Raw genomic sequence first — 26094 nt, forward strand, 5'->3', positions numbered from 1 at the left:
AAGGGGTTACTGATCCTGTGACAGTTCGGCCAGCAATTCCGCCTGGTGTTCCTGTTGCAGCGGCACCACCACCGCATCCAGATCACCACCAACCACTTCATCCAGCTTATACAGCGTAAGGTTGATGCGGTGATCGGTCACCCGGCCTTGCGGGAAGTTGTAGGTGCGGATGCGCTCTGAGCGATCACCGCTACCCACCAGACTTTTCCGGGTTTCGGCCATGCTTTGCTGCTGTTTTTCCAGCTCGGCATTCTGCAGCCGCGAGGCCAGCAAACTCATGGCTTTGGCGCGGTTTTTGTGCTGCGACCGTTCTTCCTGGCACTCCACCACCAACCCTGTGGGCAGGTGAGTGATGCGGATAGCCGAGTCGGTCTTGTTTACGTGCTGCCCACCGGCACCGGAGGCCCGGAAAGTATCGACGCGCAAATCGCCTTTGTTGATATCAACGGCTTCTGCTTCGTCTGCTTCAGGAATGACGGCCACAGTACACGCCGAGGTATGAATACGGCCCTGAGATTCAGTTTCCGGCACTCGCTGAACCCGGTGTGCACCGGATTCGAATTTAAGGGCGCCGTACACGCCCTCACCCGACAAACGGGCAATGACTTCTTTATAACCGCCGTGTTCGCCTTCGTTCTCGTTGAGTATTTCAACCTGCCAGCGGCGCTTTTCTGCGTAACGGGAATACATGCGGAACAGGTCACCGGCAAAAATAGCGGCTTCATCACCACCGGTACCGGCACGGACTTCCAGAAACACGTTTTTGGTGTCGTTCGGGTCTTTCGGCAACATCAACCGTTGCAGTTCCGCATCCAGTTCTTCGCTGCGAGATTGGGCGTCGGCCAGCTCTTCTTCGGCCATGGCGCGCATGTCGGCATCGCCGTCTTTGGCCAACTCTTTCGCCTCGCTGATATCATCCAGAGACTGCTGCCATGCCTGAAAGCACTTCACCACAGGTTCGATCTCTGCGTACTCTTTGGAAAGATCACGAAACTTGTTCTGGTCGGCAATCACTGAGGCATCGCTTAACAGCGCATTCACCTCCTCGAACCGCTCTACTAATTGTTCAAGGCGGGATTTAATCGATGACTTCATAGTTTTTCCGTGGTGGTGGGCTCGTCAGCATCCAACATTTCAAGTTGATAAAGCTCACGCAGGAAGTCCGCAACTTCGGTACGCCCTTCCGCCATGGCTTTACGAACCTGAGTAGATGGTTGGTGCAGAAGTTTGTTTGTGAGGCCCCGCGCCAGGCTTCGGAGAGCGGTTTCCGGGTCGGCACCATTGCGCAGCGCCCTGAGCGCTTTCTCGGTTTCCGCGTCGCGCAGCGATTCCGCCCGTGAACGGAACACTTTCAATGTCGACACGGCATCTAGCGCGCGCAGCTGGTCCAGAAAATCCTGAACGCCGCTGGCAATCAGGTTTTCGGCCTCGCGGGCAGCGCCTTCCCGGGAGCGTACGTTTTCTTCTATCACTTGGCGCAAATCGTCAACGGTATAGAGGTATACATCCGCCAAAGCGCCCACTTCCGGCTCAATATCACGGGGTACGGCAATATCCACCATGAAATAGGGGCGATGTTTACGTTTTTTCAAAGCGCGCTCGACAGCGCCTTTGCCAAGAATCGGCAGCGGGCTGGCGGTTGAGGAGATGACGATATCAACATCGGCCAAATGATCCGGAATTTCGGAAAGGACAATGCCTTTTCCGCCGTGGATCTCAGCCAGCGTTTGGGCACGCTCCAGCGTCCGGTTGGCGACCAGAAAATCACGCACACCGGCATCGGCCAAATGGCGAGACACCAGTTCGATGGTTTTACCGGCACCAATCAACAGTGCTTTGTTGCGGGACATGTCCGCGAAAATCTGATGCGCCATGCTGACTGACGCGTAAGCAACCGACACCGGGTTTTCGCCGATCGCCGTTTCTGTCCGGACCCGCTTGGCAACGGAAAAGGTGTGTTCAAACAGGCGAGACAAGAAAGCGCCAGTGGCGTTGTGTTCCCGCGCCAGAGCGTAGGCATCTTTCAGCTGGCCAAGAATCTGGGGTTCACCCAGCACCATGGAATCAAGGCCAGCCGCCACACGCATCATATGCCGCACGGCATCGGAATCTCGGTGCACGTAGATCACGTTTTCCAGATCCGCCGCGTCCAGATCGTGGAACCCGGCCAACCAGCGCAACAGCGCTGGCGCGCAATCGTCGTCGCCCGCCAGATAGAGTTCCGTGCGGTTACAGGTCGATAAGATGCCGGCTTCACTGGCACCCGTCGCCGCCCGCAGTTCGGAGAAGGCCTCGGCCATCCGCTCAGGCGTAAACGCGACCCGCTCGCGGATTTCCACGGGCGCAGTGCGGTGATTAATTCCCAGTGTCAGCAATGCCATGGTGAGCTCAAAACACCTCAGTCCAGTAAAAGATAAGCAGCCTCATTCTACCGGCGCCCGCTCGCGCCTGCCACCTGAAAACACCCGGGCTTCGGCAACTGCGGACATGTTGGGCAACTTCAAGCGCTTATGCCATTATAGGCGCTCGGCCTTGACCACGATCCGATCTGCCTCAATTTTTTTCAGGTAAAGAACGGTCATTCTGAAACACAGCCTCGAGCTCACAGGACGCTGCATGCAAAGAAACGCACCATACCTGGCCACCTGCCTGCTGGGAATTAGCTTCGCCACCTTATCCGGCTGCTCAAGTTTTTCAGGGTCATCAACACAACCGGCCCCCGAACCCATTGCCACCCCGGCACCCGAGCAAACAGAGATTGAGTACGCAGACTTCGAACCCGAAGTGCTTTATCAGCTCTTGTCGGCAGAAATCGCGGCGCAACGGGGTCGCTACGATGTGACTCTGGTGAACTATATTCAGGCGGCAAAAACCTCCGAAGACGATGGCGTGATCGAACGAGCCATGCGCATTGCCCAAACCCTGAATGCCGACAATGCCCAACAACAACTGGCCGATTTGTGGCTCGAGAAGTCGCCGGAAAACATTCAGGCCCACCGTGTAGCAGCCATTCAGGCCGTCAAACGGCAAAACCTGAAAACGGCGCTGTATCACATGGAAAAGATCATGGATCAGGGCGAAGACGCTGATTTTGACAGCCTCGCCGCCATGGCGACCCAACTACCGCCTGCCCAGCAACAAGAGTTACTGACTCTGTACCTGCAGTTAGCCGAACGCCACCCGAACACCCCGGATCTGGAATACGGCATTGCGCTGCTGATGAAAGTCTCCGGCGACCCTCAATCTGGCCTGGAGCGACTGGAACCGTTAATCAGCGCGCACCCGAACTTTCAGCCGGCCATTACACTTAAAGGCGATTTGCTGTATCAAACCGGGCAGACGAAAGCGGCACTAAATCACCTCACCAGCAATACCCGCCGGTTCCCTGACAATCGCCAGATGGGCACACTTTACGGCCGAATCCTCATTAACGAGAAAAAGCTGCAAGCGGCTCAGGACGAGTTCCAGCGACTGGTCAAACGCCATCCGGACACACCGGGACTGAAACTGTCCCACGCTCTGGTGGCACTGGAAAACCAGCAACTCGATACCGCCCGCGCCGATCTTAACGCGCTAGTTGAGCAGGGCCACCACACGAACGAAGCCAGGTATTACCTTGGCCGCATTGAAGAAGAAGCCGGAAACACCGAGCTGGCCATCAATCACTACCAGAGCGTGGAATCGGGCAATTACTACTTCCCTGCCCTATCCCGCGCCAGTGAACTGCAAGCTCAGGCAGGCGAGCTGAATGAAGCGCTCAGCCATATCCAATCGCTGAGAGCCAACAACCCGGAACAAGCCGAAAAGTTCTGGCTACTGGAAATCAACCTGCTGATTGATCAAGACCAGAAAGCCAGTGCTCTGACTGCCACCAATCGGGCTCTTGAAGAACATCCCGACAACGTTGAAGCTCGCTATGCACGCGCCATGCTGCATGATGCGAAGGGTAATCCGGAGCAGGCGGAACAAGACCTTAAAGCCATTCTCGACATAGAGCCCGCCAGCTCGATCACTCTCAACGCGCTCGGCTACATCCTGACCGAACGAACCGATCGCCTGCAGGAAGCACAGGGCTATATCGAGCGCGCCCTAGCCCTCGACCCCGACAACCCTGCCATTCTGGACAGCATGGGCTGGGTCTTATTCAAACAAGGGCGCACGATGGAAGCGCTGGAGTACCTGTCAGAAGCCTGGGGCGCCTATTCAGATCCTGAAGTGTCGGCCCATTACGGCGAAGCACTGTGGAGCATCGGCGAAGAAGAACAAGCTCGCATTATCTGGGAAGAAGGTCTCGACAAAGACCCCGATCACGAGATTCTGCTCGAAACCATTGAGCGCCTGACCAACGAAGGGAACGAAGAATGATTCGCGGAACGCTCCCCTTGTTGGCACTGCTTTTCTCGATAACGGGCTGTACCACCATACAGCTCGAACCGCTGCCCGAGGGCATGACTGAACAACCACCCGCCGAGTGGGCGGCCCACTCGGATAAACTAACCCGATTCAACCACTGGTTGCTGTCGGGCAAGCTGGCGGTGAAACAACCCTCTGACAGCGGGACTGCCGTGATCAACCGCTGGCAACAGCGCAACGAAAGCTACGAACTGGCGTTGTCGTCGTCGTTTCTGGGCATGGGCAGCACCCAGCTAAAAGGGGTGCCGGGATACATCCAGCTAACGATGCCGAACGGCGACCACTACCAGTCCTCAGAACCGGAGAAACTGATTCAGGCAGCCACGGGCTGGCAACTGCCCATCGACAATCTGACCTGGTGGATCAAAGGCCTGCCCGCCCCTGACGGCGACTTTCGCCTGCTGTTCGATGAGCAGAACAAACTGGCCATTCTTGAACAAGACGGCTGGGAAATCCGGTACGACCGCTGGCAACCGTTCATAGAAACCCTGCCCGAACTACCCGCCCGAATCACCGCCCTGAAAGGCGACAAACGCGTGCGCGTGGTCATCAGCCGCTGGCAACGTGAGGACTAACCCAGTGACAACCCGCATTACCCTGCCCTCGCCGGCCAAGCTAAACCTGTTTTTGCACATCACCGGCCAGCGCCCGGACGGCTATCACGAACTTCAAACCCTGTTCCAGTTCCTGGACTACGGCGACGAGTTAACTTTCACACTGACCCCGCAGCAGCCGGGGGTGCGCCTGGAAAACTCCATCGAAAGCGTCCCGGACGACCAGAACCTCATCATCCGGGCCGCCCGGGCACTGGCGCCGCGCAGTTCAGAACCCCTGCCCGGTGTAAGCATTCATTTGAACAAACGCCTACCTATGGGTGGCGGGTTGGGCGGAGGCAGCTCCAATGCCGCCACCACCCTTCTCGGTTTGAACTATCTTTGGAATTTGAACCTGAGTGAAGACGAACTGGCCGACATCGGCCTGACACTGGGTGCCGACGTGCCCGTTTTCGTTCGCGGCAAGGCAGCCATCGGTGAAGGTGTGGGAGAAATCCTGACCCCCGCAAACCCGCCCCAGGACTGGTTTCTGGTACTAAAACCAAACTGTAAAATTAATACCGGAAAGATTTTTTCAGAAAAAGGGTTGACAAGAGACACCCCAAAATTGAAAATACGCCCCGCTTTTGAGGGAGACGCCTCGAGGTACCGAAATGACTGCGAGGATGTAGTTCGTGAACTGTATCCTGAGGTTGACCGAAGCCTGGAATGGCTTGCACAATTCGGACCTGCAAGATTAACCGGAACCGGGGCTTGCATTTTTGGACGTTTCCCTACAGAATCCGCAGCGCGGATCATCTGGGAAAGCAAACCCTCCGGCATCAAGGGGTTCGTAGCTAAAGGGGTGAACATTTCACCACTTCACACAAAGCTAACAGAGCTAAGATGATGCCAAAAAAGCACGATACTGGGGTGTCGCCAAGTGGTAAGGCAACGGGTTTTGATCCCGTCATGCGCAGGTTCGAATCCTGCCACCCCAGCCACCTTTCTCCCGCTTCTTCTGAATCAACCGCCGATACCGAGAAGGATGCCGTCGTGTCAAAACTGATGATCTTCGCTGGCAACGCCAATCCTGAGCTTGCCGAAGCAATCGCAAAGAAACTCCACATTCCCATGGGCGAAGCCACTGTTGGCCGCTTCAGCGATGGCGAAACCACCGTTGAAATCAATGAGAATGTACGTGGCCATGATGTTTTCATCATTCAGCCCACCTGCTACCCAACCAATGACAACCTGATGGAACTGATCGTGATGGCTGACGCCCTGCGTCGCGCCTCTGCATCACGAATCACCGCGGTTGTGCCTTATTACGGGTATGCACGCCAGGACCGTCGTGTTCGTTCAACACGAGTCGCCATCAGCGCTAAAGTCGTCGCCGACATGATCTCCAGCATCGGCGTGGATCGTGTATTGACGCTTGACCTGCACGCTGACCAGATTCAAGGCTTCTTCGATATTCCGGTAGACAACATCTACGCAACACCTGTGATGCTGGAAGACATTGAGAAGCAACGTTTCGAAAACTTTGTTGTGGTATCCCCCGACGTTGGCGGTGTAGTTCGCGCACGTGCTGTTGCCAAGCGCATGGACGATGCCGACCTGGCCATCATCGACAAACGTCGCCCGAAAGCCAATGTATCCCAGGTTATGCACATCATTGGTGATGTTGCCGATAAGACCTGCATCTTGGTAGACGACATCGTGGATACCGCCGGCACTCTGTGCAAAGCCGCTGAAGCGCTGAAAAATCGTGGTGCTTCACGCGTTGTTGCCTACATTACCCACCCGGTACTGTCTGGCCCGGCAATCGAGAATATTAACGGATCTGAGCTGGACGAACTGATCGTCTGCGACACGATCCCGCTGAGTGACAAAGCGAAGAATTGTGATAAAATCCGCGTCCTCAGTATGGCTGGCCTGCTTGCGGAATCTATTCGCCGCGTCAGCAACGAAGAATCAATCAGCGCGCTGTTTGAGAACGTGTAATTCGGAACCCCCGAAAAACGTTTTATCACGCTGATACCGTATCAGAGTCGGGAGCCTAACAAGGCTCCCGACTCTTTTAGTCAGCCTGAGAAATAATTCTCCGGCTATTCAAAAAACATCATCTGTCCAAAAGCCTGGTCGCGGGCGGTTCAGATGACGATTGAGGTACATATCATGTCCCAGGAATTTGTTATTGAAGCATTTCCTCGTGACGATCAGGGGAGAGGTGCGAGCCGCCGCCTGCGTCGTGAGGAAAAGAAAATCCCAGCAATCATCTATGGCGAAGGCAAAGATGCCGTTTCCATCTCCATCTGGGAAAACGAGCTGAAAAAAGCTCTGGAAAACGAATCTTTCTTCTCTCAGATCCTGACCATCGATCTGGAAGGCAAGAAAGAAAGCGTTATCCTGAAGGATCTGCAGCGTCACGCGTACAAGCTGCGCCTGATCCACGCTGACTTCCTGCGTGTAGACAAAGACCACGAAATCGTTGTTCAGGTTCCGGTTCACTTGGTGAACGAAGACACCGCTCCTGCGATCAAGACCTTTGGTGGCGTGGCTTTCCGCCTGCTGACTGAAGTTGAAGTAGCGTGTCTGCCTAAAGATCTGCCAGAGTTCATCGAGATCGATCTGACCGACGTGGAACTGGATCAAGTTGTTCACCTGAGCGACCTGAAACTGCCAGAAGGCGTTCGTATCCCGGCTCTGCAGCACGATTCTGAGCACGACCAGGCTGTTGTGTCTATCCAGAAGCCGAAAGGCGCCAAGGCTGATGACGCCGAAGACGCGGAAGAAGCCGAGGAAGGCGGCGAGGAGTAATTACTCCGGAGGGACTGGCATATGGCACAGGATATTGTCATGGTGGTTGGCTTGGGTAATCCCGGTGCCGACTACGAGAATACCCGCCACAATGCCGGCGCCCTGTTCGTCGAAGCGCTGGCCCGCGATGCGGGTCAGACGCTCCGCCCCGAAAAGAAGTACCACGGGCTTTACGCTCGCATCCATTGGCAGGGCCTCGACCTGCACCTGCTCAACCCCAGCACGTTCATGAATCGCAGCGGCCTGGCCATCAAGGCGCTCGCAGACTTCTTCAAGATCGCGCCTGAAAACATCCTGATTGCCCACGACGAGCTCGATATCGCCCCCGGCACAGCCAAGCTTAAAAAAGGCGGCGGCCACGGCGGCCACAACGGGTTGCGCGACGCTATCGCACATCTGGGCACCAAAGACTTCCAACGCCTTCGCATCGGCATCGGCCATCCCGGCGACAGTCGCAAGGTAACCGGCTACGTGCTCGGCCGTCTCGGTAAAAAAGAAACCGAAGAACTCAATGCCGTCACCGCAGAAATCATGCGCGTACTGCCCGACGCCGCCACCGGCAAACTTGCAGCGGCTATGAACCGCCTGCACAGCTTCAAGCCTACGGCCTGAACAGGTCACAACCCCTTACTCGCACCTATACCGATACACCGGTATAATCCGCGCAAATTATCAGTTCCAGCAGAGGCATTCCATGGGATTTAACTGCGGCATTGTCGGCCTACCAAACGTCGGCAAATCAACTTTGTTCAACGCACTCACCAAAGCCGGTATTGGCGCCGAGAACTTCCCGTTCTGCACCATCGAGCCGAACGCTGGCGTAGTCGCCATGCCCGACCCGCGCCTGACCAAACTGGCCGAGATCGTCAAACCTGAACGCGTGGTGCCAACCACCATGGAGTTCGTAGACATTGCCGGCCTGGTTGCCGGCGCATCCAAAGGCGAAGGCCTGGGTAACCAGTTTCTGGCCAACATCCGCCAGACTGACGCCATCGCACACGTTGTTCGTTGCTTTGAAGACAGCAACGTCATCCACGTTGCCAACAAAGTTGACCCGGCTTCTGACATTGAAATTATCAACACCGAGCTCGCCCTTGCCGACCTCGACACCGTTGAGAAAGCCATCAAACGTGTGCAGCGTGTTGCCAAAAGCGGCGACAAAGAAGCCAAAGCCCAACTCGAGATGTTCGAACAACTGCTGCCGGTGCTGAACGAAGGCAAGCCGGTTCGCAGCATGAACCTCGATGACGATCAATTGGCGCTGATTCGTGAGCTGTGCCTGCTCACCATCAAACCGACCATGTACATCGCCAACGTCAGCGAAGACGGTTTCGAGAACAACCCTCACCTTGACGTTGTCCGTGACATTGCTGCGTCTGAAAATGCGGTGGTCGTACCCATCTGCAACAAGATCGAAGCTGAAATCTCCGAGCTGGAAGACGACGAAAAAGCCATGTTCCTTGATGAAATGGGCATGGAAGAACCGGGCCTCGACCGCGTTATCCGCGCCGGCTACGCGCTGCTGGACTTGCAGACCTACTTCACCGCTGGCGTGAAAGAAGTGCGCGCCTGGACCGTTCGCGTTGGCGCAACGGCTCCTCAAGGCGCTGGCGTTATTCACACCGATTTCGAGCGCGGCTTCATCCGTGCCGAAGTGATCAGCTACGACGATTTCGTGCAATACAACGGCGAAGCCGGTGCAAAAGAAGCCGGCAAATGGCGTTTGGAAGGCAAGGAATACATCGTTCAAGACGGCGATGTCATCCACTTCCGCTTTAACGTGTAATTTTTCGGAAATTTTGGCCCGGAAGCCTTGACAGCTTGAAGCCAAATGCCGAAAATACGCGCCTCGTTTGGGGTGATCCCCGAAACGATTTGGCAAGGTAGCTCAGTTGGTTAGAGCACAGCACTCATAATGCTGGGGTCGGCGGTTCGACTCCGCCCCTTGCTACCAGTATTCGAAGGGCCACCGTTCACGCGGTGGCCCTTTTCTGTTTTGAGGACGACCTCACCCATCCCGGGAGATTCGTGCGGGACGACCCGCTTTGCATGGCAGCCTTGCTATGAGAACCACCAGAGACAGAATCCGCCAAGCCATCTCCTTTGAAGTTATTGGCCTGCTGATATCGACACCTCTCGCCGCTTTCGTTTTTGACTTTGATCTCGGGCAGACCGGCGTACTTGCCGCGATCGGCGCGACCATCGCCACAGCCTGGAACTACCTCTACAACCTGATGTTTGACCACAGCCTGAAGCACATCACTGGCTCCACCCGAAAAACTCTGAAAATCCGCGCCCTGCACGCGATTTGTTTTGAGTTCGGTTTGATGCTGGTGTTTTTGCCCATCATCGCCTGGTGGATGAACATCGAACTACTCGAGGCCTTGATCGTTGATATCGCGTTTGTGGTGTTCTACTTAGTCTACGCTTTTGTGTTCACGTGGTGCTATGACACCGTTTTCCCGGATAACGATCAACCGGCGGGCCTCCCCGAATAGCGGTTCGACTCCAACCTCCGCGCGCAGTATTCTGTATAGCCCGACCTTCCTGGATCGGGCTTTTTCGTTTTATACCTTCTGGAATCTGCTGCTATGTCTGAACACATCGCGTCCGGCTTATCCATTAACGCCCTCGAGCGACTCACACGCCATTTCGATGAACGCTACATTCAGCCCGGCAAACTGGCCGGTGCGGTCACCCTCGTGGCCCGTCACGGCAAAGTGGTCTGGGCACAAGCTCAGGGGCTGATGGACGTTGAACGCAACCGCCCGATGCAGCGCGACACCCTATTCCGCATTTATTCCATGACCAAACCGGTGACCTCGATCGCCATGATGCAGCTCTACGAGCAAGGCAAATTCCTTATGAACGATCCGGTACACAAGTACATTCCTTCCTGGCGCAATTTGCGGGTCTATAAAAGCGGCTGCTATCCCGATTTCGAAACCGAACCCGCCAGCAGGGCCATGACCATTCGGGATTTGATGACCCACACCTCCGGCTTGACCTACGGGTTCACCGAAAGAACCGAGGTAGACGCGGCCTACCGAAAGCTGAAGCTGGATGGCAGCTCCATTCTCACACTGGACAAGCTGGTCAACCGGCTGGCGGAATTGCCTCTGGAATTCTCACCCGGAACCGCTTGGAATTACTCGGTATCCACCGATGTGCTCGGGTATTTGGTAGAGCTGCTCTCTGGCCAGTCGCTGGATGACTACTTCGACGATCACATCTTCAAGCCACTGGGCATGACCGATACGGGCTTTCACGTTCGCGCCGATCAGCAACACCGGTTTGCCGCCTGCTACCTGTACCAACCGGGCGACACCATGAAACTTCAGGACGACCCGGAACGATCAAAGTATCTAAAGCCACCGCGTTTTCTGTCCGGTGGCGGAGGACTGGTGTCTACCGTCGACGATTACCACAGATTCGCTCAGGCGCTGTGTCAGGGCGGTGAATTTCAGGGCCAGCGCATTATTGGACGCAAAACGCTCGAATTCATGCGCCGGAACCATCTGCCCGGAAATCAGGACCTACCCGCGCTATCGATAGGCGGATTCAGCGAAACGCCTTACCAAGGCAGCGGGTTCGGTTTGGGCTTTTCAGTAAAAACCGATGTCGCCGCGTCTCACACCGTCGGGTCTGAGGGTGAATTTGGTTGGGGTGGGCTGGCCAGCACCAGCTTTTTCGTGGACCCCGACGAGGACTTGGTGGTTATCTTTATGACGCAACTGATGCCGTCATCGTCTTACCCGATCCGGCAAGAATTGAGAGCCCTGGTCTATGGCGCCGTAACCTGAAACACACGGCTGGCCCGCATTACGTAACACTACCTATTCGATCATTGCGGCCTGTGGCATACTCGGCTTCTTTAGCCCATAACGAACAAATCATCAGCAAGGACTGTTGTCATGAAACCAGCAACTCTCGCCCTGCACGCCGGCTTCAAAAGCGACCCGACCACCAAGGCCGCAACCACGCCGATTTATCAAACCACGTCATACACCTTTGACGATACCCAGCACGGGGCTGACCTGTTTGACCTAAAGGTTCAGGGCAATATTTACACCCGCATCATGAACCCGACCAACTCGGTTCTTGAGGAGCGCATGGCCGCCCTCGAAGGTGGCATCGGCGCGCTGGCCGTTGCGTCCGGCATGGCCGCCATCACCTACGCCCTGCAAACTATTTGCCGGGTTGGCAACAACATCGTCAGTACCGGTCAGCTTTACGGCGGCACCTATAACCTGTTCGCGCACTCGCTGCCAAACCAGGGCATCACCTGTAAGATGGTGGCTCACGACGATTACGACGCTCTGGAAAACGCCATCGACGACCAGACTCGCGCGCTGTTCTGCGAATCAATCGGCAACCCTGCGGGTAACATTGTCGATATCCAGAAGTGGGCCGAAATTGCTCATAAACACGGCATTCCGCTGATTGTGGATAACACCGTCGCCACACCGGTTCTGTGCCGTCCGTTCGAACACGGTGCCGACATCGTGATTCACTCACTGACCAAGTACATTGGTGGCCACGGAACAACCGTAGCGGGCGTTGTTGTGGATTCCGGCAAGTTTGACTGGAAAGGCAACGCCGACAAGTTCCCGATGATGAATGAGCCAGACCCGTCCTACCACGGTGTGGTTTACACCGAAGCGCTGGGCGAAGCCGCCTTTATCGGTCGCTGCCGCGTGGTACCGCTGCGTAACACTGGTTCTGCGTTATCGCCGTTCAACTCCTTCCTGATCATGCAGGGCATGGAAACCTTGGCTCTGCGCATGGAGCGCCATTGTTCCAACGCCGAGAAAGTCGCCCAGTTCCTGCAGGATCACCCGTCCGTTGAATGGGTAAACTACGCGGGCCTGGCAAACAGCCCATTCAAAGCCACCTGCGAAAAGATCTGCGGTGGCAAAGCAAGCGGCATTCTGAGCTTCGGCATCAAAGGCGGCCGCGAAGCCGGCGCCAAGTTCATCGACGCGCTGGACCTGATTCTGCGCCTGGTCAACATTGGTGATGCCAAGTCCCTGGCATGCCACCCCGCCACCACCACACACCGTCAGCTCGATGCAGACGAACTGAAGAGTGCAGGTGTGAGTGAAGACTTGGTGCGCTTGTCCATCGGCATTGAAGATGTTGAAGACATCATTGTCGACGTAGCTCAGGCGCTGGACAAGTCCCAGGCCTGATCTTCATCAACCGGGTACGACCAAAGTCGTGCCCGGTACCCTCGTGATTGCCCGTATCCTCCTTGTAACTGCACGCCCCGCCCTTTAACCTTTAGAGCTCACCTTATCTGATTCGAGAGCTCCCGACGCCATGAGCGACAGCGCAAAACCCCGCATTACCAGTGGTTCCAAATTCCGCAACGAACACGGTTTCGCCGCCATCAAAGATGGCGTAAAGCGAACAGTCTCAAATGCGGAAGACAAACCTCTGGAGCGCAAGCCAAAATGGCTGAGAGCGCGCATGCCCGGCGGGGAACGTTTCGAAGCGGTACGTCGCAACGTGTCAGAGCATCGCTTAAGCACGGTTTGCCAGGAATCTCACTGCCCGAACATCGGTGAATGCTGGACCAACGGCACCGCCACCATCATGGTCATGGGTTCGGTTTGCACCCGCGCCTGTAAATTCTGCGCGGTTGATACCGGCAACCCGAAAGGCTGGCTGGATCCGGAAGAACCGGAAAACACCGCCAAGTCTGTTGAGCTGATGGGCCTGCGTTACATCGTACTGACCTCGGTCGACCGGGATGACCTGGACGACGGCGGCGCCGCTCACTACGCCGCCTGCGTATCTGCCATCAAACAGCGCACCCCGGAAGTGGCCGTTGAAGCCCTGACTCCGGACTTTGATGCGGTGATGAGCGATGTGGAAAAAGTCGTGGATTCCGGCCTGGATGTATTCGCCCAGAACGTGGAAACCGTCAAACGCCTGACCAGCCGTGTCCGCGACCCCCGCGCCGGATACGAGAAAACCCTGAGCGTCCTGGCCCACGCCAAGAAACACCGGCCAGACGTGCTCACCAAGACCAGCCTGATGGTCGGCCTGGGTGAAACCGAAGAAGAAATCCTGGAAACCATGGATGACCTGCGCGCCATCGGCGTAGACATCCTCACCATCGGCCAGTACCTGCGCCCCACCCCGAACCACCTGCCGGTGGAACGCTATGTGACTCCGGAAGAGTTCAACCGCTACCGTGAAATCGGCCTCGAAAAGGGCTTTATGGAAGTGCCCTCCGGCCCCATGGTGCGTTCCAGCTACCGCGCTGACCGGGTGTTCGACAAGAACAACCTCGGGCTGGCCGTGCCGGAAGTGCCCACGCCAGACCAGGCCATGCAGATTCCAGTCAAGGCTATCGACTGATCCGGAACTGCTGCCGGCACTAAAAAAACCCCGCCTGACGATGTCAGGCGGGGTTTTTTGATGGTATTCCGGATCAGGCCTTGCCTGGCTCCGGGTCGTCGGTGTTGATCATGTCATCATGCTCATCCATCTCCCAGGGCAGTTTGCCCGGCGAGATATCCAGGAAGTGCAGGTAGTTCTCAAACTGGTCGAGAATGTCCTTGATGATGTCATGCTCATCGTAGCCGAACACATCGTAGGAACGACCGCCCCGGCGCATGTACACCTCGGCCCGATAATAGACTTCCGGCTTGTCCGGGTCGCGCTTGAGCTCACCATAAACAAAGCCCGGCATCGGGTGCTCGGTCAGACGCACATCGTAGATGAAGTCGACGTGGTGCTCCCGGTGCACCTGCAAGTGAGAGCGCTGGTTTTCAGAATCAAACTCGGCGGTCGCATCCCAGCCCTTGGCCTTCAGCTCCTGCTCTACTTCCCGCATAGCATTCATGGCCGTGTTCTTGATGAACATTTCCACTTCCTTCTTGCCCGGGAATTCCACAATGGCCGCCAGGCGATGCTTCCACTGGGAGCCGGTCATATGCCGGTTAGTCATCATATGGGCCTGCAGACTGGTTTCACGGTGTCCTTCGATCACCAGGGCCCGCCACATACCTACAGCAGCAATCAGCATGATGATGGCGAACGGCAAGGCGCTGGCAATGGTCATAGTCTGCAAGGCGCTCAAGCCACCCGCCAACAACAAGACCGACGCAACCGCACCTTCCAATACCGCCCAAAACACACGCTGCCAGGCGGGAGTTTCAATCACACCACCGGACGCGAGTGAGTCGATCACCAACGAACCGGAGTCCGATGAGGTTACGAAGAATGTCACGATCAACAGCACTGTCAGTAATGAGATAAAGAAAGACCAAGGCAACACATCAAACAACTTGAACAAGGCCACGGCATGATCTGCCTGGACATCATTAATCAGCGTATCCAACCCCTCATTCATAATGAGCGTCAACGCCGTGTCGCCAAAGACGGAGAACCACAGGAAGGTAAATACCGAAGGGACCAGCATTACGCCAAACACAAACTGCCGGATGGTTCGTCCGCGACTGATCTTCGCAATAAACATCCCGACAAACGGGGCCCAGGCGATGGTCCAGCCGAAGATGAACAACGTCCAGTTACCGATCCAGTCGCTGCGGGTATAGGCTTGCAAGTTAAAGGTGCGCTCAACAATGCCACTCAGGTAACTGCCGGTGTTCTGCAGGAAGGTTTCCAGAATGTGGATGGTCGGCCCTACGATAAACACGAACAGCATCAGGGAAATGGCCAGAACCATATTGAGAATGGACAGCCGTTTTACCCCCTTGTCCATGCCCGCGACAACGGACACAGTGGCTGCAGCGGTAATGACCGCAATCGCGATAATCTGCACAGTGGTGTTGATCGGGACGTCAGACCAGAGGTAGTTAATCCCCGCATTAATTTGAGTGACGGACAATCCAAGGGTTGTGGCGATACCGAACATGGTTCCGAGAATGGCAAACACGTCCACCACATGCCCGATGGGGCCATAGATCTTCTCGCCAATTAAGGGATAGAGTGCCGAACGAATCGAGAGCGGCAAGCCATGACGGAAGGCAAAGTACGCCAGAACAAGGCCCACCAAACCGTAAATAGCCCAGATGTGGAAGCCCCAATGGAAGAACGCGATCTGCATGGCTTGCTTCGCGGAATTGACGGTTTCCGCGGCACCTGCGGGCGGTGCCGCATAATGCAAGACCGGCTCCGCCACCCCGAAGAACAACAAAGCGATGCCGTAACCCGCCGAGAACAGCATCGCGAACCACTCAGGGAACGTGTATTGCGGCTCGGCATGGTCCGGGCCAAGCTTGATATTGCCCCACTTGGAGGCTCCCACCGACACAATAAACACCAGAAATATGGCGACAGAGAGCATGTAGAACCAACCGAATGTCTCCGTGATCCAACTCAGCGTGGCGCTGAACGCCTCGCCAGCCATTTCCGGGTTGCTGATTGTTCCGATAACGAGTAACAACGCCACCACGACGGCCGGTATGAACACCGGCACCAGTATGGTCGACCGCATCGCTTTCTTGTCAGAAGCCATAAACCGACACCCATCCTTCTGTTAGATATTGAATTCCGATTTTCGATTGTCCATGCAGGTACAGAAGCACCTAGCACCACTATAGAAGCTAAAGGCTAATAGTCCATTCATGGTATTTTCGAACGAATTCAGAATGGCAAATGTGAGAGAGAAATCATGAAGCAAAACGAAGGGGTCAGACGCCCTCTGGCGGGGCGTCTGAGCATTACGAGCGCTTACTGCGGCTGTTGCATCTGGCGCTGTTGCATTTGCTGCTGCATCTGTTGCTGCATTTGCTGCATCTTTTGGTCAAGCTCGTTCCGCTGCTCTTCGGTAAACACCGCATCCACCTTGGCCTGCATCAAGGCAGAAATCGCGGCGATTTTGCCGGTCACTTCGCCCAACTCCTCGGCGTGGGAACGAATGCTGTCTTCGTCGTAATCCGCTTTGATTTCGCCTTGCAGCTCACGCTGAAGCCCCTGAGCGTCCTGACGCAGCTCACCCAACTCACCTTCCATCTCGCTGATGATGTCGCGAATCTCGGCCTGCTGGTCATCCGACAAGCCCACCATCTGCGCCAATTGGGCAACCTGATCTGTCTGGCCCTGCTGGGCAAATGCCGGCATCGACAAACTAATGGCTACCAGGGCCGATCCAATAATTTTTTTCAGTTTCATAAAACGCTCCAAACGTGAGTGGTAACTTCACCACAATAGGGTCAATTTAAGTTTCAGTGCTTTACACCCTAAATCATTCCCGCAGGCGATTTCACCCCGATCCCCCTGCTTTTTGTACAGTTTTTGGGGGCACCGGCCCACACCCCGCGCCACTCCGGCATTTTGACAATGTGAAAATTTAGTCATTCCACTGCATAATGGCGGCTTTACCCACCATACGGAGCAGACATCATGGCCATTAACTGGTTTCCCGGGCACATGCACAAGGCCCGAAAGGAGATCAAAAAAGTCATGCCCCAGATGGATCTCATCATCGAGGTGGTTGACGCACGACTCCCTTTCAGCAGCGAAAACCCGCTGGTGCCATCGTTGCGTGGCGATACACCTCTGATCAAAGTGTTGAACAAACGCGATCTGGCAGACCCGGCAATTACCGACCAATGGCTGGAATGGATTGAACAGGAACGAGGGGTGCGCGCCATCACCCTGACCCATAACCAGCGCCAGGAAGCCTTGAACATTCTCAAGCTAGCCGAGGAAATGACCCCCGAACACGACCGCCAGAAAAGTGCACTGCGGGTGATGATTCTGGGCATTCCGAACGTTGGTAAGTCCACCTTGATTAACACTTTAGCGGGCCGGCCAGCAGCGAAAACCGGTAACGAACCGGCAGTAACACGTGCCCAACAAGCCATCAAACTCCCGGACAATGTTCTGCTGTACGACACGCCGGGTTTTCTTTGGCCCAAACTGTCGCCCGAGCAATGCGGCTACCGTCTTGCCGTTAGTGGCGCCATTCGCAGCGCTGTACTCGATTTTGAAGACGTTGCCATGTTTGAGGCGGATTATCTGGTCGACGCCTACCCGGAACTGGCCATGTCCCGTTACGGCCTGAATGAGCGCCCACAGGACGGACTGGCGTTAATGGACGCGATTGCTGCTAAACGCCGTTTCCTCGGCCGTGGCGGTGTTCCCGACTTGTACAAGGTTTCCGAAGTGCTCATCAATGAGTTTCGGGCTGGCACCATTGGGCGAATTTCACTGGAGACACCGGCGATGGTCGAAAAAGAACTGGCAGAGGCCCGAGCGCTGGCGGAAATTGAAGCCGCACAAAAAGAAGCAGAGGAACTGGAACGCAAACAAAAGGGCCGAAAACGCTAAGCGTTAAAAATTAAGCATAAATACCGCTAGCTCGAAGATTCGTTATACAGCTATCTTGTTTTGGTATACTCGTTTAACGCTCAATAAGCTGCGATCGCTGGTCAGCTTGTTTACACCATTTATTTCAGGTTTTTTGGTTATGGCTAAGGCAATTCCGCTTCGCTCCGTTTCTCCGCTCAAGGCCTCGTGCAATCAGTGCAGCCTCAGCAATCTTTGCCTGCCCCTTGCGGTCGAGGAAAACGATCTCGATAGCTTGGAGGACATTGTTCAGCAGGGAAAGATCTACAACCGTGGCGAACACATTTTTGACCAAAGCACGCCGGTTAAATCCTGCTTCGCGGTAAAGAGCGGTTCGATCAAAACATCCATCATTACGGAAAGCGGTGAAGAGCAGGTCACAGGCTTTTTCATGCCGGGCGAGCTTGTTGGTTTAGACAGTTTGGGCAGCGATCATTACGCCTGCACAGCGAAAGCTTTGGAGCGCACCAGCTTGTGCGAGTTCCCCATGGACAAACTGGAAGAGCTGACCATTAAATTGCCGGAACTTCAGCACCACATGTATCAGCTGATGAGCAAAGAAATCCAAAGCAGCCACCAACTGGCGATGCTGCTCAGCAAAAACACGGCTGAAGAACGCATCGCTGCGCTGCTGCTTTCTCTTTCCAGCCGCTTCCGCCGTCGCCGGATGTCAGGCACAACCTTTACCCTGCCCATGCCGAGAAACGACATTGCCAACTTCCTGGGCTTGGCGGTTGAAACCGTCAGTCGCGTATTTACGCGTTTCCAGAGCCAGGGCATTTTGAGGGCAAAAGGGCGTGAGGTTGAAATTCTGGATGTTGAAGCCTTGCAGACTGTCACTCACGAAGTGAGCAAGCAGGCCTGCCGATCCTCGCAAGCCTGAACGATTTGGCGAGCCGGGCTTATTGAGCCGGCTCGTTCTCGGATGTATCGGCTGCAGTCGCCATCAAGAACTCTTCTTCCAGCCAACGCCGCCAAGGCAACTGTTTAATTCCAAAGGTGTTGCGTATCTTCGTGCACACCATGGTTGTGTTTACCGGCTCCAGATGGCCCCAGTCTGGCGTTTCGTCGACCACTCTAATGCCTTCCGGTATCCCCGGCATCTCGACGATAGCCAGCCCTAATTCGTAAAGGGATATCTCTTCCGCCCCGGCATATTGGTAAGTTCCCCAGACTTCTGCGCCGCAATCCAGCTGCATGATGATTGCCGCCATGACTCGTGCCAGATCCTTCACCGCCACCGGTTGGCCGTGACAACGATCAGGCAACGGTAGTGCCTCTGCGTTGGCACTGTTTTGATAAACCTTCTTTGCAATCCGCGCCAGGCTCCATCCGGTACGCAAAATAATGTGTCGAGGTAACTGACTCCGCAACGCTTGCTCGCACTCCCACTGCCAGCGCCCCAATTCATTAATGGGCTGGCCGGGATTAGACGCGATATAGGCATCTTGTTTGCGGCCATCAAACACATAGCACGACGACAACTGGAGCATGGCCATGCCGCGCTCCAGCGCATGACCGGCAAGCGCCAAAGGCAGTGAGAATGCGGCCTCATGAGTCGCTTCACGATCGGCTTCAGCCTGTTCGGGATCGCCCAACCACAGCGCGTTAACGATCAGATCGGTATCGTCCGGAATCCAGCTTGCCAGTGCATGCAAATCCACCCGCGCAGGGTCGCTTATCAGCAACGGGCTGACCCGCAGGTGCGAGGCTCGCAAGCGGTCAAGAAGCACCCGGCCTAATGGGCCATAATCGTGAACAACTAAGACATGCACGGGAATTCACTACCTCCGAATTTCGCTGATCTGACAGGCTAATCCACGTTCAGGCCAATGGCCTGAACAATGGTTTTGCTGCACCATTCATCACACCGTATAAACGCTGACTTTAGTCAGTACGAACCACGCTCTTCGCAGCAACACCTTGGCGCTGCAACCATGAGCATACAACACCAGGACTGATCATGCTGAAACAACAAAGCCACATTGTTGCTCCTATCCCCGATGAACTTCGCACCCGTGCGCTTTATACAGTATCCGAGCTGAAAGCGCGCGGCAAAGCCGACAAGGAAGCCATCGACCAGTTGCACAACCTGATTGTGGACCTGACCGAGAACGGCCTTGATTTCTTTTTTCTGGAACCGCTACGACGCCTGAATGCCGGCAACGTGACCATGAGCATGGCCAAAGTGGGCATCAGCAGCATGCTCAAGGGCAGTAAAATGGTGGTTCACAAAGTACTTAAAAAACTGAACGACCGAAGCCTGACTTCTATCCTGGAGTTCATCGAAGAAATCATTCACGAGCCGGAAGCCCAGTAAAAGTGATCACCGCTTCCCGGGACTGACCATCAGTAGCAGTCCCGGGGCACCCGGGCCGTTACGCCGGTCAGCAGCTCATACCCTATGGTCCCCGCACAGGCAGCCACCTCGTCCACGCTGACGGTTTTGCCCCACAGCTCCACCATGTCGCCCTCCTGAGCCTCCGGCACGCCGGTCAGATCAACGGCCAGCATGTCCATCGATACCCGGCCCAGAAGCCCGATACGCTGCCCAAGAACAGCCGCAGGCGTTCCCGTACCTGCATGGCGCGGATAGCCATCGCCATAACCGATCGCCACCATTCCCATGCGAGTTTCCGATTCGGCCACCCAGGTTGAACCGTAGCCGATCGACTCTCCCGGCTTGACGGTTCTCGTAGTGATTAAAGGTGCTTCGAGCGTCATCACCGGCTTTAACCCCAAATCAGACCCGGTTTTGCCAATCATGGGAGATGCCCCGTAAAGCATGATGCCGGGCCGACTCCAGTCGTAAAGCGGCTGCTCAGGCAGGAAGTGAGCGGCGGAGTTGCCGACACTTCGCATCAGTGTCGGCCAGGCCTGTGTGGCCTGCTCGAAGATGCGGGTTTGCTCGGCAGTCATGGGACTGGAGGTGTCGTCAGCACAGGCAAAATGAGTCACGAAGCCTTGCAGCTCCGCTCGCTGCCCCCCTTCTTCCAGTTTTGCCATGACAGCAGGGAGTTCCGAGGGCCTGAAACCCAACCGGTTCATGCCGGTATTCACTTTCAGCCAATACGCCGGAGCGCGGCCGGCGGCCAGCCATTGCAGCTGCTGGTTGTTGTGCAACACCGGTTCGAAGCCCTGCTGTGAACACAGCGCCATATCCTCGCGGCTGTGCACGCCTTGAAGCATCACCACCGACTGGCTCAACCCCGCCGACCGTATTTCAAGCGCTTCTTCCAAACACGCCACTGCAAATTTTCGGGCGTCGGTGGCCAGCGCCTTTGCAACAGTTTGTATGCCATGGCCGTAACCATCTGCCTTGACCACAGCCATAGCCTGGGCCGAGCCTGCTTTGGCCCGGGCCACTTGATAGTTGTACTTCAGAGCATCCAGATCAATTCTGGCAACAGTTGCGCGAGGCATTAATAGTCACCACCGTAATCACCGTAATCCCCGTGCGCCAAGTCTTCGAACTTGGTGTACTTACCAATAAAGGCCAGCCGGATTGTGCCGATCGGCCCGTTCCGCTGCTTACCGATAATAATTTCGGCGATGCCTTTGTCCTGAGTGTCTTCGTTATAAACCTCATCCCGATACACGAACATAATCACGTCGGCGTCCTGCTCGATCGCACCGGATTCCCGGAGGTCGGAGTTTACAGGGCGTTTGTTGGGACGCTGCTCAAGACTGCGGTTCAGCTGGGACAGTGCCACCACCGGGCAACTCAGTTCCTTGGCGATACCTTTCAACGATCGAGAAATCTCGGAGATTTCTGCCGTTCGCCCTTCGGTGTTACCGGGCACCCGCATCAACTGAAGGTAATCCACCATGATCAGACCGATTTTGCCGCCATTTTCCCGGGCAATCCGGCGTGCTCGTGACCGCATTTCTGTGGGGCTCAACCCCGGCGTATCGTCGATATACAGCGGCTTGTCTTTCAGCAAACTGACCGCCGATGTCAGGCGCGGCCAGTCGTCTTCCTCAAGCTTACCGCCCCGGACCTTGGTCTGGTCAATTCGCCCGAGCGAGGAGAGCATACGCATAGCCAGAGCATCCGCGGGCATCTCCATACTGAACACCAGGATCGGTGTGCCGGTACTGATCAACGCGTTTTCCACGATGTTCATGGCAAAGGTGGTTTTACCCATCGACGGACGACCAGCCACGATAATCAAATCGGCCGGCTGCATACCGGAGGTCTGGTCATCCAGATCACGGAAACCGGTGGTCAAACCGGTGGTCTGCTCACCCGACTCGAATAGTTCCTCGATGCGGCTGAGGGTGGTGGCCAGAATCGGGTTGATGGCTTTAGGGCCCGAGCCCTCTTTGGTGCGCGCTTCGGCAATCTGAAACACGCTGCGCTCGGCCTCATCCAGTATTTCGCTACTTTTTCGACCCAGCGGATTAAACGCGGAATCGGAGATCTTACCGGACACTTCAACAAGCTGACGTAGGACCGAACGCTCGCGCACGATGTCTGCATAGGCCGCTATGTTCGCTGCACCCGGGGTTTTTTCTGCCAACTCAGCCAGATAGGCAAGACCGCCTGCGTCTTCTATATCCCCGGCCCGTTCGAGAAACTCCGCCAGGGTGACGACATCCAAAGGCTCGCTTTCGCTGGCCAGCCGCTCAACAGCACCAAAAATCAGACGATGATCCTGGCGATAGAAATCAGCCGCCGAAATCATTTCTGAAATCTCGTCGAACCGTCGATTATCCAGCATCAGACCACCCAATACGGCCTGCTCTGCTTCCACCGAATGGGGTGGGACTTTGATACGACTGGTTTCTGAATCAATAGACACAGATTGGGGAGAAGGAGTTGCCATAGACACCAGACACGTAAGGAATGAAAAACAGACCTACAAGAATACCAGAAACAAACAAGCCCGAAACCGTTTCCGGATCGGGCTTGTTATGGACCGCGAAAAGCCTGAGCCTCAGCGGTCGCTGAACTTACCTGCTGTGGCCAACCGATTACTCGGCAACAACCGCCAGCTTGATGGTAACTTCAACGTCAGAGTGCAGCTGCAGCTCGATGTCGTACTCGCCAGTGGTCCGCAGAGGGCCTTCCGGCAGACGAACTTCGCTCTTCTCAACTTCAGTGCCGCCAGCAGAAACAACTTCTGCAATGTCGCGAACACCGATAGAGCCGAACAGCTTACCTTCGTCACCAGCCTTGGAGGTGATGGTGAAGGATGCGCCTTCCAGAGCTTCTGCACGGGACTGGGCAGCAGACAGCTTTTCAGCAGCGGCTTTTTCCAGCTCAGCGCGACGCTCTTCGAACGCCTTTACGTTTGCTTCCGTGGCAGGCACAGCCTTGCCGTACGGCAGCAGGAAATTACGACCGTAACCGGCCTTAACGTTTACCTTGTCGCCCAAAGTGCCAAGGTTTGCAACTTTCTCGAGCAGAATAACTTCCATCTCGTTAACCTCTTCGTGCTTTATTCAGCCGGTCCGGTTGGCGCGATGCGCTCCCGAATATCCAGCCAGCTATCCACAAAAGCCAGAACCAACAACAGCATCATTAGATTCAGACCCAACAGCCCCAACACAATGTAAAACGCGAACAGTGCCTGCCCGCCCCACTGTTTACGACCAACCACCCCATGAACCAAAGCCAAACCTGCCACCAGAAGTGGCGTGCCTGCAGCCCATGCCAAGAGTACCGGATTCAGCCCTAACAACGGGCCCGATATCATGGATACAGCGCATACAACCGCGATGGCCGGCGACAACCGGATGGCATGAAACTCGCGCTGAAAACCACCGGGGTTATCCAGCCCTGCCTGCCAGGATCTCGCCAACATGGCCATGGCAATCGCTATTGCGAAAGCCGAGCCCGCCATGCTGGCGCTCATCGCGCTTCGAATGATCCGCTCCAGATCGCCGCCCAGAGCCTGAACCACTTCGGCGTTGTATTGGTCGTAAAATTCGACACCGATTCGAACAAGTTCGTTTAACAGTGTCGGATACATGACCGGCAACATAAGGCCCGTCAGTATCGTCAGAAAGGCGCCTGATAACAGCGCGTTTTCCCAGGACAGCGATGCCCGGAAGACCGATGCAACCAGCATCGTTTGCAGCAATACAATCAGCGCTGTCGGGTTTTGACCGTATACGGCCCATCCCAACGCAGGCAAAACTGCCCAAAGGCCAATAGTGAGCCCTTGCCGAACCCCTTGTCTCATGATGACAAGGGCCGTAACTGCTGCGCCTATCCAGAACAACAAAGGAACAATAGTTGCTACTACTGCTACTCCGCCGGCCTGCATGGGACCGCGCATTACATACTGTGCGAGTGCACGCATGGTCCCGGGTCCTGTCTATCTGTGCTTAGTGGTCGTGACTGTCCGTATACGGCAGCAGTGCCAGGTAGCGGGCACGCTTGATAGCGGTAGCCAGCTGACGCTGATAACGTGCTTTGGTGCCGGTAATACGGCTGGGCACGATTTTGCCGGTTTCAGTGATGTAGCCTTTCAGGGTGTCCAGATCCTTGTAATCGATCTCTTTAACACCTTCTGCCGTGAAGCGGCAGAACTTACGACGTCTGAAAAAACGAGCCATAACTTAACTCCTAACTCCGGTGAATTACTCTTCTTCGCCTTTGGACTCAGTGCTCTGGCTTTCGCCAGACTCAGCCGAACGGCGTGGACGATCATCTCCGCCGGAACGACGGTCCTCACGGGACTCAGCGGCTTTCATCGGAGACAGGTCAGTAACAGCCTCGTCGCGACGCAGGATCAGCTCACGGATGATCGCATCGTTGAAGCGGAAGTTATGAGTCAGCTCGTCCATCGCAGCCTGTGAACATTCAACGTTCATCAGCACGTAGTGAGCTTTGTGAATCTTGTTGATCGGGTATGCCAGGTGACGACGGCCCCAATCTTCCAGGCGATGTACCTGACCGCCATCTTCAGTGATGAGGCCGGTATAACGCTCGATCATCGCGGGCACTTGCTCGCTCTGATCCGGATGTACCATAAATACGATTTCGTAGTGACGCATGAGTTCTCCCTACGGGTTAAACAGCTTTCTGCTTCGGACCGAACCGATCCCAAACATGGAAAGCAAGGAGGTGACAGCTAGGCTGCCGGCTTCTTTTTGCTTTATCGACAAGGCCTTGTATAAAACCGCCTGATCAAAAGCGAGATTTCGATCCCCTGAATTCAGGCAATACAAAACCACCCCTTCTAAAAGGGGTGACGTATTCTATGCCTACAAGGGGTATCGTGCAAGGATTAACCGGTTCGTTGGCGCAACGCTTCGTACAGACAAACCCCGGTTGCGACCGAGACATTCAGGCTATCAACGTGGCCGAGCATCGGGATGTTCACCAACTGATCGCAGTGCTCACGGGTCAGGCGTCGCATGCCCTTGCCTTCTGCACCCATCACCAGCGCCACCGGCCCTTTAAAGTCTGCCTGAAACAAGTTGGCATCGGACTCGCCCGCCGTGCCGATGAGCCAAACCCCCTGATCTTTCAACTCGCGCAGAAAGCGGGCCAGATTGGTCACCCGGACAAACGGGACGGTTTCAGCCGCACCACAGGCCACCTTACGCGCCACGGGGGTCAGGCTTGCAGACTTGTCTTTCGGCACAATGACGGCCTGAATCCCAACGGCATCAGCGGTACGCATGCACGCCCCCAAATTGTGGGGGTCGGTCACGCCATCCAGCACCAACAAAAACGGAGGCTTGTGGCTCGACGCCAATTGCGCCAACAAATCCGCCTCGGTCCATTCGCGGCTTTCGGCAACCTCGGCCACCACGCCCTGATGCACGCCAGACACGCGCTCATCCAGTTCACGGCGATGGACAACACTCCAGCGCACACCCAAACCATCCAGCGCCTCGGTTACCGACTTTACTCGTTTGTCCTGCCGACCGGTCTGGATCCACACGCGCAGCAAACGCTCCGGCTCCCGCTTCAGCACTGCATCCACGGCGTGCCAGCCAAATACATATTCCTGAGACACTAGCGATTCATTCCTGT

Annotated in this window: 26 protein-coding genes and 2 tRNA genes; 16 read left to right on the top strand and 12 right to left on the bottom strand. The window is 55.7% G+C overall.

All coding sequences use genetic code 11. The features are described from left to right. Positions 1 to 6: 6 nt before the first annotated feature. Together prfA and hemA are read right to left on the bottom strand one after the other, a co-directional pair. On the bottom strand, positions 7 to 1095 hold the full coding sequence (gene prfA, locus MWU64_RS07320; protein ID WP_247062998.1) for a peptide chain release factor 1: 1089 nt from the start codon (positions 1093 to 1095) through the stop codon (positions 7 to 9). Continuing rightward, positions 1092 to 2381: a glutamyl-tRNA reductase gene (gene hemA / locus MWU64_RS07325; protein WP_247062999.1), complete on the bottom strand. Its 1290-nt coding sequence runs from the start codon at positions 2379 to 2381 to the stop codon at positions 1092 to 1094. The genes prfA and hemA overlap by 4 nt, the downstream gene beginning before the upstream one ends. 235 nt (positions 2382 to 2616) lie before the next feature. Between hemA and MWU64_RS07330 the strand changes: the two genes are divergently transcribed. The 13 genes from MWU64_RS07330 to lipA all read left to right on the top strand — a co-directional run bounded on the left by MWU64_RS07330 (position 2617) and on the right by lipA (position 14138). After that, positions 2617 to 4365: a tetratricopeptide repeat protein gene (locus MWU64_RS07330; RefSeq protein WP_247063000.1), complete on the top strand. Its 1749-nt coding sequence runs from the start codon at positions 2617 to 2619 to the stop codon at positions 4363 to 4365. Next, on the top strand, positions 4362 to 4988 hold the full coding sequence (lolB, locus tag MWU64_RS07335) for a lipoprotein insertase outer membrane protein LolB (protein ID WP_247063002.1): 627 nt from the start codon (positions 4362 to 4364) through the stop codon (positions 4986 to 4988). Before MWU64_RS07330 ends, lolB begins: the two co-directional genes overlap by 4 nt. A gap of 4 nt (positions 4989 to 4992) precedes the next feature. Beyond that, on the top strand, positions 4993 to 5856 hold the full coding sequence (gene ispE / locus MWU64_RS07340; protein ID WP_247063004.1) for a 4-(cytidine 5'-diphospho)-2-C-methyl-D-erythritol kinase: 864 nt from the start codon (positions 4993 to 4995) through the stop codon (positions 5854 to 5856). A 19-nt stretch (positions 5857 to 5875) separates the two neighbouring features. Continuing rightward, a tRNA-Gln gene (locus MWU64_RS07345) sits at positions 5876 to 5950 on the top strand. A gap of 52 nt (positions 5951 to 6002) precedes the next feature. Next, positions 6003 to 6953 (top strand): ribose-phosphate diphosphokinase, encoded by a 951-nt coding sequence (locus tag MWU64_RS07350; protein WP_247063006.1) that lies wholly within the window; start codon positions 6003 to 6005, stop codon positions 6951 to 6953. Positions 6954 to 7127: 174 nt separating this feature from the next. After that, complete coding sequence (locus tag MWU64_RS07355) at positions 7128 to 7769, top strand: 50S ribosomal protein L25/general stress protein Ctc (protein WP_247063235.1); 642 nt, start codon at positions 7128 to 7130, stop codon at positions 7767 to 7769. A 21-nt stretch (positions 7770 to 7790) separates the two neighbouring features. Next, positions 7791 to 8381: an aminoacyl-tRNA hydrolase gene (gene pth, locus MWU64_RS07360; protein ID WP_199007606.1), complete on the top strand. Its 591-nt coding sequence runs from the start codon at positions 7791 to 7793 to the stop codon at positions 8379 to 8381. Positions 8382 to 8463: 82 nt separating this feature from the next. Beyond that, positions 8464 to 9555 carry a redox-regulated ATPase YchF gene (gene ychF, locus MWU64_RS07365; protein WP_247063014.1) on the top strand — a complete coding sequence of 364 codons (1092 nt, stop codon included), beginning with the start codon at positions 8464 to 8466 and terminating at the stop codon, positions 9553 to 9555. A 91-nt stretch (positions 9556 to 9646) separates the two neighbouring features. Next, a tRNA-Met gene (locus MWU64_RS07370) sits at positions 9647 to 9723 on the top strand. 109 nt (positions 9724 to 9832) lie between these two features. After that, positions 9833 to 10267, top strand: a complete 435-nt coding sequence (locus tag MWU64_RS07375; RefSeq protein WP_247063016.1) for a PACE efflux transporter — start codon at positions 9833 to 9835, stop codon at positions 10265 to 10267. 93 nt (positions 10268 to 10360) lie between these two features. Next, a complete protein-coding gene (locus MWU64_RS07380) occupies positions 10361 to 11572 on the top strand; it encodes a serine hydrolase domain-containing protein (protein ID WP_247063017.1) in 1212 nt (403 codons plus the stop codon). Between the two features lie 111 nt (positions 11573 to 11683). Further along, positions 11684 to 12961, top strand: a complete 1278-nt coding sequence (locus MWU64_RS07385) for an aminotransferase class I/II-fold pyridoxal phosphate-dependent enzyme (protein ID WP_247063019.1) — start codon at positions 11684 to 11686, stop codon at positions 12959 to 12961. A gap of 130 nt (positions 12962 to 13091) precedes the next feature. After that, entirely contained in the window at positions 13092 to 14138 is a 1047-nt protein-coding gene (gene lipA, locus MWU64_RS07390; RefSeq protein WP_247063021.1) for a lipoyl synthase, read from the top strand. Between the two features lie 73 nt (positions 14139 to 14211). Here the strand turns inward: lipA and MWU64_RS07395 are convergent, their stop codons facing one another. Further along, positions 14212 to 16263, bottom strand: a complete 2052-nt coding sequence (locus MWU64_RS07395) for a BCCT family transporter (protein WP_247063023.1) — start codon at positions 16261 to 16263, stop codon at positions 14212 to 14214. Between the two features lie 215 nt (positions 16264 to 16478). Next, the gene (locus MWU64_RS07400) at positions 16479 to 16919 is read right to left on the bottom strand and encodes a Spy/CpxP family protein refolding chaperone (protein ID WP_247063024.1); all 441 of its coding nucleotides are present in this window, start codon (positions 16917 to 16919) and stop codon (positions 16479 to 16481) included. 231 nt (positions 16920 to 17150) lie between these two features. Between MWU64_RS07400 and ylqF the strand changes: the two genes are divergently transcribed. Next, positions 17151 to 18080 carry a ribosome biogenesis GTPase YlqF gene (gene ylqF, locus MWU64_RS07405; RefSeq protein ID WP_247063025.1) on the top strand — a complete coding sequence of 310 codons (930 nt, stop codon included), beginning with the start codon at positions 17151 to 17153 and terminating at the stop codon, positions 18078 to 18080. A gap of 139 nt (positions 18081 to 18219) precedes the next feature. After that, positions 18220 to 18981: a fumarate/nitrate reduction transcriptional regulator Fnr gene (gene fnr / locus MWU64_RS07410; RefSeq protein ID WP_247063027.1), complete on the top strand. Its 762-nt coding sequence runs from the start codon at positions 18220 to 18222 to the stop codon at positions 18979 to 18981. Positions 18982 to 19000: 19 nt separating this feature from the next. On the opposite strand, the gene MWU64_RS07415 is transcribed toward fnr, so the two are convergent. Next, entirely contained in the window at positions 19001 to 19873 is an 873-nt protein-coding gene (locus MWU64_RS07415; protein ID WP_247063029.1) for a sugar nucleotide-binding protein, read from the bottom strand. A 188-nt stretch (positions 19874 to 20061) separates the two neighbouring features. On the opposite strand from MWU64_RS07415, the gene MWU64_RS07420 reads away from it, so the two are divergent. Continuing rightward, positions 20062 to 20418, top strand: coding sequence for a hypothetical protein (locus MWU64_RS07420; RefSeq protein WP_247063031.1), 357 nt, complete (start codon positions 20062 to 20064; stop codon positions 20416 to 20418). Positions 20419 to 20447: 29 nt separating this feature from the next. On the opposite strand, the gene alr is transcribed toward MWU64_RS07420, so the two are convergent. The 7 genes from alr to rlmB all read right to left on the bottom strand — a co-directional run bounded on the left by alr (position 20448) and on the right by rlmB (position 26077). Beyond that, positions 20448 to 21521 carry an alanine racemase gene (alr, locus tag MWU64_RS07425; protein ID WP_247063033.1) on the bottom strand — a complete coding sequence of 358 codons (1074 nt, stop codon included), beginning with the start codon at positions 21519 to 21521 and terminating at the stop codon, positions 20448 to 20450. After that, entirely contained in the window at positions 21521 to 22927 is a 1407-nt protein-coding gene (gene dnaB, locus MWU64_RS07430; protein ID WP_247063035.1) for a replicative DNA helicase, read from the bottom strand. Before dnaB ends, alr begins: the two co-directional genes overlap by 1 nt. Before the next feature lie 148 nt (positions 22928 to 23075). Continuing rightward, complete coding sequence (gene rplI, locus MWU64_RS07435) at positions 23076 to 23522, bottom strand: 50S ribosomal protein L9 (RefSeq protein ID WP_199007619.1); 447 nt, start codon at positions 23520 to 23522, stop codon at positions 23076 to 23078. Positions 23523 to 23542: 20 nt separating this feature from the next. Beyond that, complete coding sequence (locus MWU64_RS07440) at positions 23543 to 24409, bottom strand: hypothetical protein (RefSeq protein ID WP_247063037.1); 867 nt, start codon at positions 24407 to 24409, stop codon at positions 23543 to 23545. A 25-nt stretch (positions 24410 to 24434) separates the two neighbouring features. Next, complete coding sequence (rpsR, locus tag MWU64_RS07445) at positions 24435 to 24665, bottom strand: 30S ribosomal protein S18 (RefSeq protein WP_008937282.1); 231 nt, start codon at positions 24663 to 24665, stop codon at positions 24435 to 24437. A 24-nt stretch (positions 24666 to 24689) separates the two neighbouring features. Then, positions 24690 to 25106 carry a 30S ribosomal protein S6 gene (gene rpsF / locus MWU64_RS07450; protein WP_199007621.1) on the bottom strand — a complete coding sequence of 139 codons (417 nt, stop codon included), beginning with the start codon at positions 25104 to 25106 and terminating at the stop codon, positions 24690 to 24692. A gap of 233 nt (positions 25107 to 25339) precedes the next feature. Then, on the bottom strand, positions 25340 to 26077 hold the full coding sequence (gene rlmB, locus MWU64_RS07455) for a 23S rRNA (guanosine(2251)-2'-O)-methyltransferase RlmB (RefSeq protein ID WP_247063039.1): 738 nt from the start codon (positions 26075 to 26077) through the stop codon (positions 25340 to 25342). Positions 26078 to 26094: the final 17 nt, after the last annotated feature.

The organism is Marinobacter sp. S0848L (assembly GCF_023016065.1).
GTDB lineage: Bacteria > Pseudomonadota > Gammaproteobacteria > Pseudomonadales > Oleiphilaceae > Marinobacter.